Source organism: Bacillus sp. M6-12 (assembly GCF_002860285.1).
Classification (GTDB): Bacteria; Bacillota; Bacilli; order Bacillales; family DSM-1321; genus Peribacillus.
On the sequence record NZ_PGVF01000001.1, the window covers coordinates 279,708 to 293,245 of the forward strand.

At 32.9% G+C, this 13,538-nt stretch carries 16 protein-coding genes and 1 pseudogene; 13 read left to right on the forward strand and 4 right to left on the reverse strand.

Annotation, left to right across the window (positions count from 1 at the left end; all coding sequences use genetic code 11):
- Nucleotides 1-89 precede the first annotated feature (89 nt).
- From CVD28_RS02065 to CVD28_RS02085, 5 genes are all read left to right on the forward strand, one after another.
- A complete protein-coding gene (locus CVD28_RS02065) occupies nucleotides 90-2,120 on the forward strand; it encodes a phospholipase D-like domain-containing protein (RefSeq protein WP_257985726.1) in 2,031 nt (676 codons plus the stop codon).
- 122 nt (nucleotides 2,121-2,242) lie between these two features.
- Entirely contained in the window at nucleotides 2,243-2,893 is a 651-nt protein-coding gene (locus CVD28_RS02070) for a hypothetical protein (protein ID WP_101590689.1), read from the forward strand.
- A 104-nt stretch (nucleotides 2,894-2,997) separates the two neighbouring features.
- Nucleotides 2,998-3,297 carry a hypothetical protein gene (locus CVD28_RS02075; protein WP_101590690.1) on the forward strand — a complete coding sequence of 100 codons (300 nt, stop codon included), beginning with the start codon at nucleotides 2,998-3,000 and terminating at the stop codon, nucleotides 3,295-3,297.
- Between the two features lie 168 nt (nucleotides 3,298-3,465).
- The gene (locus CVD28_RS02080) at nucleotides 3,466-4,500 is read left to right on the forward strand and encodes a hypothetical protein (protein WP_101590692.1); all 1,035 of its coding nucleotides are present in this window, start codon (nucleotides 3,466-3,468) and stop codon (nucleotides 4,498-4,500) included.
- A gap of 330 nt (nucleotides 4,501-4,830) precedes the next feature.
- A complete protein-coding gene (locus tag CVD28_RS02085; protein ID WP_101590694.1) occupies nucleotides 4,831-5,208 on the forward strand; it encodes an FtsB family cell division protein in 378 nt (125 codons plus the stop codon).
- A 246-nt stretch (nucleotides 5,209-5,454) separates the two neighbouring features.
- Here the strand turns inward: CVD28_RS02085 and CVD28_RS02090 are convergent, their stop codons facing one another.
- Nucleotides 5,455-5,766: a hypothetical protein gene (locus CVD28_RS02090; RefSeq protein WP_101590696.1), complete on the reverse strand. Its 312-nt coding sequence runs from the start codon at nucleotides 5,764-5,766 to the stop codon at nucleotides 5,455-5,457.
- 260 nt (nucleotides 5,767-6,026) lie between these two features.
- On the reverse strand, nucleotides 6,027-6,524 hold the full coding sequence (locus CVD28_RS02095; RefSeq protein ID WP_101590698.1) for a hypothetical protein: 498 nt from the start codon (nucleotides 6,522-6,524) through the stop codon (nucleotides 6,027-6,029).
- Nucleotides 6,525-6,898: 374 nt separating this feature from the next.
- Between CVD28_RS02095 and CVD28_RS02100 the strand changes: the two genes are divergently transcribed.
- Both CVD28_RS02100 and CVD28_RS29145 read left to right on the forward strand, forming a co-directional pair.
- Nucleotides 6,899-7,462, forward strand: coding sequence for a GNAT family N-acetyltransferase (locus CVD28_RS02100; protein WP_101590700.1), 564 nt, complete (start codon nucleotides 6,899-6,901; stop codon nucleotides 7,460-7,462).
- Between the two features lie 929 nt (nucleotides 7,463-8,391).
- Nucleotides 8,392-8,931, forward strand: a pseudogene (locus CVD28_RS29145) (methyl-accepting chemotaxis protein); the annotation flags it as partial.
- 103 nt (nucleotides 8,932-9,034) lie between these two features.
- Here the strand turns inward: CVD28_RS29145 and CVD28_RS02110 are convergent.
- The gene (locus CVD28_RS02110; RefSeq protein ID WP_101590704.1) at nucleotides 9,035-9,895 is read right to left on the reverse strand and encodes a hypothetical protein; all 861 of its coding nucleotides are present in this window, start codon (nucleotides 9,893-9,895) and stop codon (nucleotides 9,035-9,037) included.
- Nucleotides 9,896-10,078: 183 nt separating this feature from the next.
- Between CVD28_RS02110 and CVD28_RS02115 the strand changes: the two genes are divergently transcribed.
- The 6 genes from CVD28_RS02115 (at nucleotide 10,079) to CVD28_RS02140 (ending at nucleotide 13,109) form a co-directional block, all read left to right on the forward strand.
- Nucleotides 10,079-10,420, forward strand: a complete 342-nt coding sequence (locus CVD28_RS02115) for a YolD-like family protein (RefSeq protein WP_101590705.1) — start codon at nucleotides 10,079-10,081, stop codon at nucleotides 10,418-10,420.
- 126 nt (nucleotides 10,421-10,546) lie between these two features.
- A complete protein-coding gene (locus CVD28_RS02120) occupies nucleotides 10,547-11,158 on the forward strand; it encodes a hypothetical protein (RefSeq protein ID WP_142384712.1) in 612 nt (203 codons plus the stop codon).
- Nucleotides 11,159-11,254: 96 nt separating this feature from the next.
- Nucleotides 11,255-11,614 (forward strand): hypothetical protein, encoded by a 360-nt coding sequence (locus CVD28_RS02125; RefSeq protein ID WP_101590707.1) that lies wholly within the window; start codon nucleotides 11,255-11,257, stop codon nucleotides 11,612-11,614.
- 122 nt (nucleotides 11,615-11,736) lie between these two features.
- Nucleotides 11,737-11,964, forward strand: a complete 228-nt coding sequence (locus CVD28_RS02130) for a hypothetical protein (protein ID WP_101590708.1) — start codon at nucleotides 11,737-11,739, stop codon at nucleotides 11,962-11,964.
- Nucleotides 11,965-12,017: 53 nt separating this feature from the next.
- Complete coding sequence (locus CVD28_RS02135; RefSeq protein WP_101590709.1) at nucleotides 12,018-12,473, forward strand: hypothetical protein; 456 nt, start codon at nucleotides 12,018-12,020, stop codon at nucleotides 12,471-12,473.
- 147 nt (nucleotides 12,474-12,620) lie between these two features.
- The gene (locus CVD28_RS02140) at nucleotides 12,621-13,109 is read left to right on the forward strand and encodes a hypothetical protein (RefSeq protein WP_101590710.1); all 489 of its coding nucleotides are present in this window, start codon (nucleotides 12,621-12,623) and stop codon (nucleotides 13,107-13,109) included.
- A 44-nt stretch (nucleotides 13,110-13,153) separates the two neighbouring features.
- Here CVD28_RS02140 and CVD28_RS02145 read toward each other — a convergent pair whose 3' ends face one another.
- A complete protein-coding gene (locus CVD28_RS02145) occupies nucleotides 13,154-13,384 on the reverse strand; it encodes a hypothetical protein (RefSeq protein ID WP_101590711.1) in 231 nt (76 codons plus the stop codon).
- Nucleotides 13,385-13,538: the final 154 nt, after the last annotated feature.

A 13,538-nucleotide genomic window follows, 5' to 3' on the forward strand; every position in this document is an offset into this window, starting at 1 on the left:
ATTGCCTCTTATACATAAGTTCCTCTCTTTCTATTATATAAAGCACTGTAAAAAAGTGACGAAAGATATAGAAAGTGAGGAAGAATAAGTTGAATAATAAAAATCGAAAAAAACAATTAAGTGTTGCCATGATAGTTGCTATGACTGTTACGACTATCCCTTTTAATGTATTAAGTGTAAAGGCAGAAACCCTATCAGAAAATGGTGGATTTGAGAATCGAAATGTTGCTAAAGACCCTTTACGTGTATCTGATGAAGAAGGAGCAATTAATGTTTATTTTAATAAAACTGCTATGACGGAATATGCTTATCCTGGTAATGAAGCGAACCAAAGTGTGAATTTAGAGCAACAATTAATTAATCGTATTAATGAAGCAACAGATACCATTGACATTGCTACGTATGAAATCAATTTACCAAATTTGGTTGATGCTCTTATGGACAAAGCATCGGAAGGCGTTCAAGTTCGTATGGTAGCAGATGCAAAACCAGACGGTGGAGCAGAGGAAGATGACGGTAGATATGACACTATGCGTTTGAATGTAGAAAAATTAGTAAGAGGTCATGACAATATCATTGGAACAGATGATGACGTTCATGTAATCGCTGATTCTCCAATCTTTGCAGTAACAGACCCAACAGAGCGTAAATCAATGGGACTGCCTGAAACTGCAGAAGATATTTCTGAAAAAACTTTAAAAATTAGCACAAAGAACGTAACTGGTCATTTAATTGCAGATGGGGAAGTGAAAACAACCTCTGGTGGTGGATATTACAGCCCTGCTGACCAAATGCACAATAAATTTGTGATTATCGACAATAGTTGGGTATCTACTGGTACTTGGAACTATACGATAACAGGTGTATATGGTTCAGAAGAAAACATGGAGAAAAATATTTTAGACGGAAATCAAAATCATTCTGTTGAAATTAATTCAAGTGAATTAGCTTCTATTTATAAGACAGAGTTTGAAGAAATGTATGGAAGCTCTACTGAAACACCTGATATTAAAAAATCAAACTTCCATTCGAGAAAAACAGATAATACACAAAAATCTTTATATATTGGTGGGAAATTAGTAGAAGTATATTTCTCTCCTGGTGATGGAGCACTTCAAAAATTAACAGATACCGTTAAAGAAGATGCTGATGAACGTGTATTTTTCACGATTTTCTCTTGGTCAGACCAAGGATTAGTAGATGAATTAAAATACAAATATGAGGGTTCATACGAAGACCAAGTAGGCGTTCGTACAGGCTTTGAAATTAAAGGTTTATTTGATAAGAGCTTCATTAATCAGTATTGGTCAGCAAATATTGATATGTGGGGCAAGACAATGACTGGAAGCAAGAATAACCCGAATACACGTTGGGCGAATCCTGCTCCTGTTTACAAAGACAATGAAGTAAGAAAACTTCATGCAAAAACGATGTTAATCGATGCAGATACCGATAGTGACCCAACAGTAGTTGTTGGTTCTACAAACTGGTCTGCTAATGGCGATTCTACCAATGACGAGAATATGCTTTATATCCATGATAAAGACATTACTAATCAATTTGTACAAGAATTTTACGCAAGAGAAAAACAAGCGGGAGTTCCTGATGTTTTAATGGTCGATGAAACAAATGCCTTAGAAAGAGCAAAATTACTTGTTCCTATTGCAGAAAAATCTATGAAGCAAGAAGATGTAGACAAAGCAAATGAAGCTCTTTCCATTGTGGCAGAAGGGAAAAGAGGGGATTTAACTGAAAGACTTCAAGTAGTTCAGGAGGCAATAAACTATCAAAAACAAGTAAATTCTGTTACAGGCTTTGTTGAAAAAGCAGAATCTACAAAATCTGGTGAAGATGTGTATTTGGCTTCTTTATTGGTAGATAAATTACGTACAACTGATAAAGAAACATTAACAAACCGCTTAAATGCAATCGCTGTAACGAATCACTTCAATACAGAAAAAGAGTTAAAACATGCGGAAAAAGAAGTGTATCTTGCTGAAAAAGTAGGTAATGACACGCATATTCGCAAAGCACAAGAACGTGTATCTGCTCTTTATTTAAGTGCTGAAAGAACTTCTCTGGTAGAAAGACTAAATGAAGTCATTCATCGTGAAAAGTAATTACAAGAAGGGGTCACGTTTTAGCGTGGCTCTTTTCTTCGTTCTTATATAACCCAATTTTCATTGACTAAAGTCAATAACCGTTTTAAAATTTAGATACTACTTCTAAGGAGGGGAATAGATTGAATCTACGCCATAACGCAAGTGTTCATTCCGAATACGATTTTGTAGATGTTGAAAATGAAGGAGAAGTCATTGAAACATGGACTTATCTTGTTTATATAGATAAAGAGTTTAATAAAGCTCTTGAAATAGAGTTTGAAATTCATCATGAACCAGAACATAAGGTGGAATTGGTTCGTGCCACTACGGTTCAATACGGAACGAGAATTGAGCCTTGTCCAATGTGTGGGACAACGGATATGGAGTTCTGTCAGGAGTTTGAAGCAGAAAAAGAATCGGATGATACAGAACACGCTTTTCTGCATGAATGTGGATTTACCAAAGATGAAATCTTAGACTTAGCCATTGAAGTCTACATTGACGATAATTTTGAAGATATTATGGAGCAAGAAGATTTTAATGATAGCTTTGTCATTGAAAACCAAGAGGGCAATACAGTCTATCTTTATGAAACTTACTCTACTAATCGCTACTTCATAAAAGGGAAGAATGTGTTTCATTTTTACCAACATGGAGAAGAAGAGAAGGAATGTCCATTCTGTGAATCAAAAGAATTGTCCCTTCATACAGAAGATGGAGTTTTACAAAAATGCTCTGTCTTAACAAAGAATATCCGTCATTTAAAGAAACTCATTAAGAATAGTCAGTAACAAGAAAGCCCTCTATGCAAGAGGGTTGTTTCTTATGTATTAAAGTTTCTATTCAAACATTCTTTTAGTGTCAAAAATAAAAAATAGAAAGAGAGGTATTCTTATTGTCCCTGCTTTTGCTTGGTTTAATTTTAACAGCACCTTACCATCTCTTTAAATTCTTCAAAAATAAAACCTACAAAAAGAAACACGCTTGGGTGTATCCAATAGCTTATTTATGGGGGTTAAGTTTTGCTACTATATACGTATCATTGATGCTTGACTGGCTAAATGGGTGGCAGATGTTAGTTTTAGTTGTTTTAACGCTTTTACTTAGCCCTGCTGTGGTTTTTTTGAGCGAATTAGAAAAGGGAAAAAATATATCGAATGATTCTAACGAAGAAGAAGATAATGTGAACAAGTAATCGAAAATATTTACTATGTATCAAAAAAGAGTTAATTAAACATGATTCTTAATGGCAAGGGAGCTTTCAAATGAAGGCTCTCTTTTTTGTAGAAATGTAAAAATTGCATAGAATATATAGATTTTATGAAAAAGGTGTTTTGTAACACGTTAGAAAGGTGTGTTTTGGATGGTATCTGAAGCTCAAGTTTTATTTAAAGAGGAAGAAATTGAAAAGAAAAAAATTGGTCGAAATCTTTACAATAGAAAGGGTTATCGTACAGGAGGAATGAGATTGGGAGACGCTTATCTGCAATTATCAAAGGAAGAAAAAGAAAAATTAAATGGAGATATAACACATTTTAATTTGAATAAAATTTTAACTGTTTCCGAATACAACGCTCTATCCGAAGATATGAAAAAACTTTATATTAACCATTGGACAAAAAACTATCCGTTTGAAGAAGTAGCAGGGAAGTTTGGAAGTTCACAAGTATTAAAGTTTGAATGCAAACGATTTGGATTAGGGTTGGAAAGTGTGTTAAAAACCGTTCAAAAGAAAGATGTTCATAAAGCAAAAGAAGACTTTATCAGCTTTGAAGTTTTCAAAGCATTTTCTAAAGAAGAGCAAATTTCTTATTTGAAGAAACTGAAAAAAGGAAAGCTCTTACTGAAAGTGTCAAAAGCGTGGGGAAAAAGTGATTCTTATGCGTATGTCATCCTTAACAATGATAAAAAGCAGAAAGCAGTAAATAACAAGTCTAAAAAAGAAGTGAATCAAAATCAAACTACTATTACTGGTATCATTTCTTTCAAAGAGTTTAGCTCCTTATCGAAAAAAGAGCAATTCAATTACTTAACAAAACTGCGTAATGCAGATAGAAAAATATCTTTTGCCAAAATTTCAAGACAGTGGGGCAAAAACAATAACTATCTCAGAAATGCGTTCTTTTTATTAAAAAATGAATTACAACAGGGAGAGGTAAAAGTGGAGACAAAAGAAAAAGTGGAAAACAAAACGAATATCCAGGCAGAGGAAAAGAAAATGGAAATCGTTGCACCACCTGTAACCTCACCAGCAACAAAGGAAGAAAAGAAGTCAGATTTTCAATTTAACATTGAAAAAGAAGGTTTATCACTGGAAGAATTGCAACAGCTTCTAACAGGATTTGCTCCTTTACTAAAAGGACAAGCCTTAAAGATTAAACTTTCAATCGAATCTTAAAAAAAGGGGCTATTTTAGCCTCTTTTTATTTTACATATTGTTTTTATTTAAACATTTTAACTAATGAGGAAAAGGATTTTTTCAATACGTTCAAAGCGAATCATCAAACAAGAAACATGAGAAAATGGAGTCTTCCTTATAAAGAAAACCATTTAACTCCTGAATACAGGAGTTTTTTATTGATATGACCAAACACATGATTATCCATTACCTAAGAGGGGAAATCCCTATATGAGAACAATGTTGTTATTGTCTAAACAATATGAAGGGTGGTAAAATTGACATACTAAAATTTGACCAGATATTGTTTACATCTAAGGAGAAAGCATCATGTTAGCAAAAAAATATCAAGATTTACCTATGACAGAAAGAACGAAGAAAGACTTTATAACCACTGTTCAGATTCAGCCCAATACGAAAATCAATAAATATGTAAAAAGAAGATTAATTGTCTTTTCCATCGTATCTGGAGTGCTCCTTATTAATGGTGGAGCAACCTTATATTCGCAATCACAAGAATTAGAGGAGAAACAGAAAGAATATATCCTTTTGAAAAAAGACTTAAAACAATTAAAAAAAGAAGGGAAAACCTTAGAAAACGAAGTAACTAAATTAGAAACACCCGAATACATAGAACAAATTGCCAGAAGAGACTATTTTCTTTCCAAAAAAGGAGAAATCCTTTTCCATATACCAGAAAAAAAATAAAACGGGAGAGAGAAGCAGATGTCTACTTTTATAACCAGTATTTTATGGCTTATTGGATTTGTTGTCATTACTCGAACCATTAGTATTGTCGGAGGAAGGTATAGTCGATTTATCAAAAGTACCTTTCAACAAGATTTAATCATTTCTATGATACTTACTTTTTTAGTGGTTTTTATTCTTAAATAAAAGAAGTGATGAAATGATAATGTTAAAAATTGAACCCCCTTTTAAATAAGGGGGTTCTGTTTATTGAATCCAGCATTTTTCTTTCCAATCCTGCTGTCCTATAAAATAAGGGTTCTTCACTAAGGCTTTTTCGTTCCATTCCTCATACTTTCCCAACCAATCTTCACCTAACTCAAATAAAGCCTCTATATTTGCCTCTGAACGTGCTTCTAACAAGCAATAACCTGTTGTGCCACGCTCATACATTTGAAGGGTATAGAAGCCAAGCTGTCGGCTTATATAGCAATAAACGTCATGATTCACACGCTGGTAAACATGAAAGGTAGGTGTAAAAAACCATCCTTCTTTTTCTGTTAAACCGAAATAAAACATATATACACTCCTTATATGTACACTTTGTTCAAGAGTACAAAAAAATTAGACCTTCTAATAAAAACAATATATCTTCTTATCCTTATAACATTTTTATATAAAATCCTTTTTTATTTAAATTTGTATATTATATGCGATTACCAACAACGTATCAAATAGCGACTTTGCCTATATATCTTTTATGTCATCTTTCAATCATGCTTTTATTTAAACACAATTTAAATGTTTTATCATTATAAACTGAAAAACAGAAGGCTATATCATCCTTCTGCTCTTTTATCCAATGGATACGAAGCTAAATGTACTTCAAAATATGACTTTCCATCTTTCACTTTTTTCTGCATTTCATTGATTACCCATTTTCCTGAATGAATAATCACTTCTTTTTCATTTGTAAAACATCCATATTCAATATGTTGATTTACAATAAGTCCTTTTTGCTTTTGTGCAATAAGCAAAACAGAAATAAGTTCTTCTTTTTCCCCATTGATTAACTCTGCTGGAATAAAGTCCTCTAAACCAAATCCAAGAGAAACACTTTCATCTAATGACCATGAAGATAGAGAATTCCAATGCTGATAAATGCCACCTATTTTCAAATCACTTTTTTTAATTTTTGTACCTCTATATACCTCTGGAACAAATTCTTGTTTTTCTTCTGCTATCTGACATAGATAAGAACTGTTTTTATTAGAAAATATATAATCAGCTATTTCAGTTGCTTCTTCATTTGTCATTTCTCCAACAATATTTAGCACCCTTACACCTTCCTTTTCATCCACATTTATTGATATTATCTAAAAAAATCGAATTTATTTCTGCATAAGATTGGTTGAATAATGCTTTAGGTTTCTAAAAAATGCTGAGAATCCATAACGAGTAAGTGATAAGTTTATATTTTTGTAAAAAATGTTTTCTTTTTATATTGACTATTGGCAATATAATATATTATCATGTTTATAGGACTTGTTATTAGACGAATTTACACATAAAAGCGTCTTCATTAGACGCAACACACAGAATCTTGATTAATTTTTCCATTTTTTTTGCATAAGATAAATGGTTAAAAAGATACAAGAGTCTACATAATTGTAGAAATTTCAACAGGTTTCAACTTAAAAGGAGAGATTTTATGAGTAATCAAGTAGTTTTCAAGAAAGTCTTCACTCAAGAGGAAAAAGATATTTTTCATCAAGTGAAAAAAGACGTATGGGAAGGAACTGGATATGACATGGAATATGGGCGTGAGGGTTCGGATTTATATATCGCTTACGTAAACGGTATTCCAGGTGGAACATTTGAGTTTACACCCTATTCACAGTTTACGAGACCATTTATGAGAGAATTATTTGATGATGTTGTACAAAAAGATATGACGGTTGTGGAACTGGATAGCTTTGCTGTCTTGCCAGAATACAGAGGTCTACTTGGTCGAGAAATCGTTCGTTTCATGATTTTTTACGCACAAACCTATGGATACACGCATGGTATTGGAATTTCCGCACCATCTGTATTTAAATCTTTCAATAATACTTATCACATTAGAGGAGAGCAAGTAAAAGAATCTATGTGGTACAAAGGTGATGACGTTATACCAACATTATTTTATCTAAAAGAGGTTTATGACAATCTTGAAGATGAAAAGTATGCGTGGTATGAAACACCAATTGAAGCGAAAGAGGAGGTAGTGGCATAATGAACCACGAACTATTGAGAAAAAGAAATAATTGGGTAACTTTTGTATTTGGTGGAACAATTCTAACAGTTCAAATATTGAATATCATATTCGGTATTCCATTGGGACTTGTTTTCTCTATTTTAGGTATTTTGGGTGGTGTACTTGGTTCTGCTACGCTTGTGGCGAATAAAACCAAATGGAAAGACCAATTAGCTGTACCTATGAAATATTTCAACTTGATTGTTATTGCAGTCTTTTGGTTTGTCGTTCTAAACTTAGACCCTCATATGATTAATATTATGGCAATGTTTTTCTTTATTGCTGTTATGGGGATTTACCAAGACAAACTAATCAACCTTTTAACTATTACAGTTGTTATCAGCCTATTGAGCTATTTCTTCCTTACACAAGGAGATGTTATTTTCCATTCTACAAGTGTAATTGACCTAATTTACTACATTCTGATGTTCGTTTTCGTATCTATTTCGTGCTTTATGCAATCTATGTTTAATAGAAAATTGCAAACAGAGGTTGAAGTACAAAAAGAAGAAGCGATTACTTCTAAAGAATCAATGGAAAATATCTTGAAGCGAGTAAGAGATTCCCTTGTTTCGGTTAAAGAATATCAAGAAGGATTGAATCAGACAACAGAGGTAGCAAGTATGCAATCTGCTGAAATCATTCAATCTATTCAAAGCATTGTAGAATCTTTTGATATTCAAACAGAACAATCAAATGAATTGGTAAGTGGAATGGTTGAAACAAACTATCAAGTGGAAGATATGACAAAATCCATGCAAGACATGAATGAATACCTTGTTTCTACACAAGAAGCAACGAAAGAAAGTGAAAAACGAATTGTTGTATTGGAACATGATTTAGAGAGTTTTAACGGAGATATTCAAAAAACCATTGATTACATGCAAGAGCTACATTTGGAAACAGAGCACATTGAGCAAATCATTCAAACGATTGCTGATATTTCGGCTCAAACAAACTTATTGGCACTTAACGCAAGTATCGAGGCCGCTCGTGCTGGTGAGCATGGAAAAGGTTTTGCAGTGGTAGCAGAAGAAGTTCGTAAATTGGCTGAATCATCTAAACAATCATCTCAATCTATTTCAAACCTTCTATTGACCTTTAGAGAACGTATTTCTTCAGCGTCAAATACGATTTCTGAATCTCAATCTTCGATTGAAAAGAACAGAGAGAGTATGCAAGAAGTTAAAAATATTTTCACTGATGTTGAATCCAATATTCAAAGTGTCTCGAACAAAACGAAAAATCTTCAAGATTTTATCATTTCCGTACAAGGCATGATGCAAGAGGTAGAGGCAAAAGCAGAAGAAAGTGTTACCATGACGGAATCGAATAAACGAAGCCTTCATGAAGTATTAGAGCTTGTTTCTACTCAACACGAAGAAATTGGTTCTCTATCGGATGGATTTAAGAATATTGAACACAAACTACAAGAATTAAATCATTAATTACCAAAAGACCCTATTGAAATCAATAGGGTTCTTTTTTGTTCAAAATTTTTGGCGTAGAAAAAGCATAGGGATTTCATTCCCTATGCTTTCTTATCTTCATTTATTTAACAGGCAATGTTGCGAAGGGTTGGTCAGTTACGTCTAAGACTTTATCAATGTCCAAAACGCCACCATTGACGCTATAAAGCATTTCACCTACAACCGTTAAGTGTCTATTTAACCCATATTTCAGCACTACTGCTTTATCATTGTCTGCTAATCTATATAATTGCCCTTGTGTCGTTTGTAAATAGTAAGTTGGCACATAGCCTCCTTTTAAGGTGTCAAACGCATTACGAACAATGAATTTACCTGATGCTTGAACAGTAGAAGAATTGCTTGATACCTTATCTACATCAAGAGTGGCTTTTCCTTCTGGATAAGAAACTTTTCCTTCAACCGTAAGCGATTTGTTATAACCGTACTTCAATACAGTTGCTCTGTCATTATCTGCAACTTTAAACATTTGTGTTCCAGCCTGGAAGTACACATTCGTCACGTAAGAGGTTTTTCCAGTAGAGCTTTTAACTACATCTCTAACTTGAATGAATTTACCTGTTCCTTTATATGAAGTAAATTCTCCACTTACAGTATCAATATCCAACACTCTTTTTCCTGTTACAGTATTTACGAACTTACCTTTTACCGTAATGGTTTTTCCCATTCCGTATTTTTGAGCAACAGCTCTATCGTTATCCGCTACAGGGATAAATTGACTTCCAGTTTGGAAATGAAGAACTTTGAAAGAGATATATCTTCCAGTACGAGGGTCTTTCTGTGTTTCAATACGGTCTACAAACTTCCCTGTCGCTTGATACGTTGTATCTTGTACAATGCTTGTTGCAAAACTTTCAACTCCTAAAGAACTTACCATTGCAACGGTAACGCCTAATCCTAACATAATTTTATTTTTTGTTTTCAATTTTTTTCCACCTTTCAATTATAAAATTTCGATTATTTATTATAGATTTTTCATTATTGAATATAACTGATAATTCCAGTAATCAAGCTGATTTCAACCAGTTTTTAGTCATATTTTTCTCTCAATATTGTTTTTATTCAAACGGAATTTAAATAGAGTTATACTAAACATGAGGTGAAAAGAATGACGATTCGAGATAGGGGAACGAAAAAGTGGACTTCTCTTATGCTAACAGAACATGTGGAGCAGTTAAGAGATTATTTTGAAGATGAATACTATCGGGTAGAAAAGCCTGAAATAGACGAGCAACAATTAGAAGAAATGAATGATAAAATCCATGAAGCAATAGAGTTCCATTATAAAATCCATGTTACACACTATCAAAAAGGTCATTACCAGGATATAAAGGGACATATTCATTATGTAAATCCAATTGACCAAACTCTTTATATTGTAGACAATGATGGGTTTAGAAATAAAGTAACAATAAGCGATATTCTCAACATTCAAATTCTGAATGAATAAGAGCTTCCTACCTGATAGGAGGTTTTTTAGTGTCTCTTTTATGGCTATAGCATAAAACGCATAAGATAAAGAAGATTTTATATAAAAATGGAACATATTTTTGTACATGAAAAAGGAGAAGATATGATGCAAACTTTACTTATGAATGAAACAGTGGATGAAGCACCAGTGAAGAAGGAGAGAAAGTACCAACGAATAATTGACCAACGAAAGACATTACTTGAATTGGGTAGAAAAGAGTATTTAGCAAAAACAAAAAATATGGAATACGACATGGAAATGGATTGTATTGACCATTTCTTTGAGTGTGAAGGATACAAAACGTATGAGGATATTGCTACATTTGCTAAATCTATCGGAGTAGAACGTGTTTTTGATATTGGTTGTGCTTATGGTCATCAAAGTGAAACCTTTTTAAAAGAAGGGCTTGACTATATTGGGGTAACTGACCATACAGCAAATTTCTGGAACAAAGATAACTTCCAGTACATCATTAACCGCTATCCATGTGAATTGCCTGTACAAAAAGGGGATTTAGGTGTATCGGTGTTATGTTTGACTTGGAATGTGTATCTGTATGAAAATGAAAAAACCTTAACGGAACAATGTGAAGCCTTGCAACGTGATTTTGAACATTGTTTACTCTACATTCAGCCTGACCGTATGGAATTTGTTAGTCGGTATTTCAAAAAGGTAGAAAAGGTAGGCGGAGGCTTATACTATTTCAGTAACAAATAAGATGATAAAGAGGACTCCTGCAAAATAGGGGTCCTTCTTTTTTTATTGAAAAGGTATAGTAAATGAAAAAGAAACGGAAAAAGGAGGGAGAGTAAAATGAACGAAGAGATAACAGTATCCTTTTTAGAATTTGTAAAAGAGCTTGAACAGGAGTATAAGTATCATGCTAATGGTGGAACAAGCTATCGAACTGAAACAGCTAAAATAGCCTTAGAAGTGGCTAAAAAGACAGGCAAAAGCACACCATTTTTACATCGTGAAGCAACCATACAATATGTAACAACTTTCTTTCCGCATTTGGATGAAGAAAGAATAAAAGATGTGGTCAAAATGCTACATGTTATAGCCAAAGACCTTCACCTCAAAGCTAATCTTTCTGATGAAATGAAGGCTCGACTTAAAGAAAAACAACTAAATCGAAAATCCTTATCTTTTCTTCTAATAAAAGATAAATAAACCACTAAAGTATTCATAATATGATTATGGTAAACTAAATAGTAAAATGTAAAAAATATTTTACCTAAACCTTTTTCTTTTGTATAATGGTTTTATGAAACTACAAAGAAAAGGGGAAGGCTATGTTTAGAGAAAAAAGATTGTTAAGAATGAACGGACAAGAGTTTGTCAGGGGATATATTTTTCAATATCAGTCTATATTGGAGAAAAGAGCAACAACGTATAAAGTAGTAGGGAGAAGAAAAGGATACATAGAAATTGTGAAAGCAAATTGGGTAGAAATAGCGGTTAAATGGTTGATTGTAAAGTATAATGAGTATAAAAAGCGAAAAAATGTAAAACACACTTAACATAAAGTCTGGAAAAATGATAAGTATGTTTACGATTGGAGAAGGAATTAAAGATGAAACCTGAGTACATATCTCAATTTGAGGCGTTTATCCATGAACACTTTTTAGATGCCCTTAAAGTGTCACCAGTAAATAGCACCACTCCTTTTGAGGTTGGGGATAGTAGAAATGGAGAAAGACAATTTATCTTTGTATCCAAATGTTCTCCTTTTATGTATGAACCTGTAAAGGGAAGAAGTATGAAAGAAAGAACCTCTGTGGAGTTCACCATGTATAATGAAGGTAAAAACTTAATTCTTCGATTTGAAGTCTTAGATATGATACTGGAAACAGAGATTTTATCTCACCAAGCTCACCGTTTTTTATCTACTCTTATCCATCAGGATAAAATCACTTTAGTAATTATCGATGCAAACCAATATGATATTGTTTGGATGACAAACACTATCCCATTTAGAACGATTCGATTTCACTATAAAGAAATTTTTGAGATGTACAACGTAATATAGACCAAAAGTTGCGAAGTCCTTTTTTAAAAGGGCTTTTTTTGTTTGTAAATTGGCATCTATATCCAAAGATAAATTTACATATAAGAGAGGAGGAACAAAAAACAAGGTGTTTTATAAAAACAATAGATAGGACAGGTGAGGTAAATCATGATGTATTTACAAATTGACCCTTGTAAAAACCAAAACAAGGGAGAGGTTAAGGTAACTGGTTTATGGTTTAAGATGGCTCTTTCCCTCTTTTATAAAATGGGTATAATCGGAGCATGTCTTTTTATTCTAAAGGTAACACTGAAAAAATTAACAGATACAGGTGAAATAAAAAGTGCTCAAAAGGTTGCTTTGTTATCGGTGAATTTTTTAGTAAAAGGTTTTTTGTTTCTAATTTTTGTGTCGATTTGGGATTGTTTTAGCCAAATATGGTGGGTTTGCAATCTCATTATACAAGCTGGTGATACAGATAGTTTAGTTTCTTTTCTATTAGGAATTACAAAGGTTATTAATCACTTTGCTCTCGAACTTTATTTAACAACAACTTTAGTCGCTCTAACCGTTATGTCCTCTAAGCATAAAAAGGGAGAAAAGCTCTCTTATTTTAAAGTATTTTGGACATGTAGGCATGTTTTCAAAATAAGTTAATAAAAAAAAGTCTCTTTTTAAAAAAGAGGCTCTTTTTTTGTTGTTTAGTAATTCCAGCCATGCTTTTTCGCATACTCTTCAGGGTCTTCCCCCTTCTCATACGCTTCTTGTGTTAATCGGTTGTATTCTTCTAACTCACTTTGACTAATAGATTTGTAGCTTCCGTCTTCATTCTTCACAATTCCTGAATCTGTCAATATCATACAGCCTGATAATAGGGTGCTTACAAGCAGGATACCTATTATCAAAACGAATTTCTTTTTCATAAATTCCAATGTAATGCCTCCTCTATCTCAATTCTTTCTATCTCTTACTTGGTGACTTTCTCTTTTATAACCAGTTTTTTCTATCATTAAACAGCATCAAACATATGATAATAGTTTCATTATAGTCTTCCTGCATATAAGAAAGAAAATGCATCAAAGGAGG

What these genes read in the sequence shown, in the direction of transcription:
- CVD28_RS02080 (WP_101590692.1), top strand. Translation starts at nt 3,466, where the DNA reads ATGGTATCTGAAGCTCAAGTTTTATTTAAAGAGGAAGAAATTGAAAAG.
- CVD28_RS02085 (WP_101590694.1), top strand. Translation starts at nt 4,831, where the DNA reads ATGTTAGCAAAAAAATATCAAGATTTACCTATGACAGAAAGAACGAAG.
- CVD28_RS02090 (WP_101590696.1), bottom strand. Translation starts at nt 5,766, where the DNA reads ATGTTTTATTTCGGTTTAACAGAAAAAGAAGGATGGTTTTTTACACCT.
- CVD28_RS02100 (WP_101590700.1), top strand. Translation starts at nt 6,899, where the DNA reads ATGAGTAATCAAGTAGTTTTCAAGAAAGTCTTCACTCAAGAGGAAAAA.
- CVD28_RS02115 (WP_101590705.1), top strand. Translation starts at nt 10,079, where the DNA reads ATGACGATTCGAGATAGGGGAACGAAAAAGTGGACTTCTCTTATGCTA.
- CVD28_RS02120 (WP_142384712.1), top strand. Translation starts at nt 10,547, where the DNA reads ATGCAAACTTTACTTATGAATGAAACAGTGGATGAAGCACCAGTGAAG.
- CVD28_RS02125 (WP_101590707.1), top strand. Translation starts at nt 11,255, where the DNA reads ATGAACGAAGAGATAACAGTATCCTTTTTAGAATTTGTAAAAGAGCTT.
- CVD28_RS02130 (WP_101590708.1), top strand. Translation starts at nt 11,737, where the DNA reads ATGTTTAGAGAAAAAAGATTGTTAAGAATGAACGGACAAGAGTTTGTC.
- CVD28_RS02135 (WP_101590709.1), top strand. Translation starts at nt 12,018, where the DNA reads ATGAAACCTGAGTACATATCTCAATTTGAGGCGTTTATCCATGAACAC.
- CVD28_RS02140 (WP_101590710.1), top strand. Translation starts at nt 12,621, where the DNA reads ATGATGTATTTACAAATTGACCCTTGTAAAAACCAAAACAAGGGAGAG.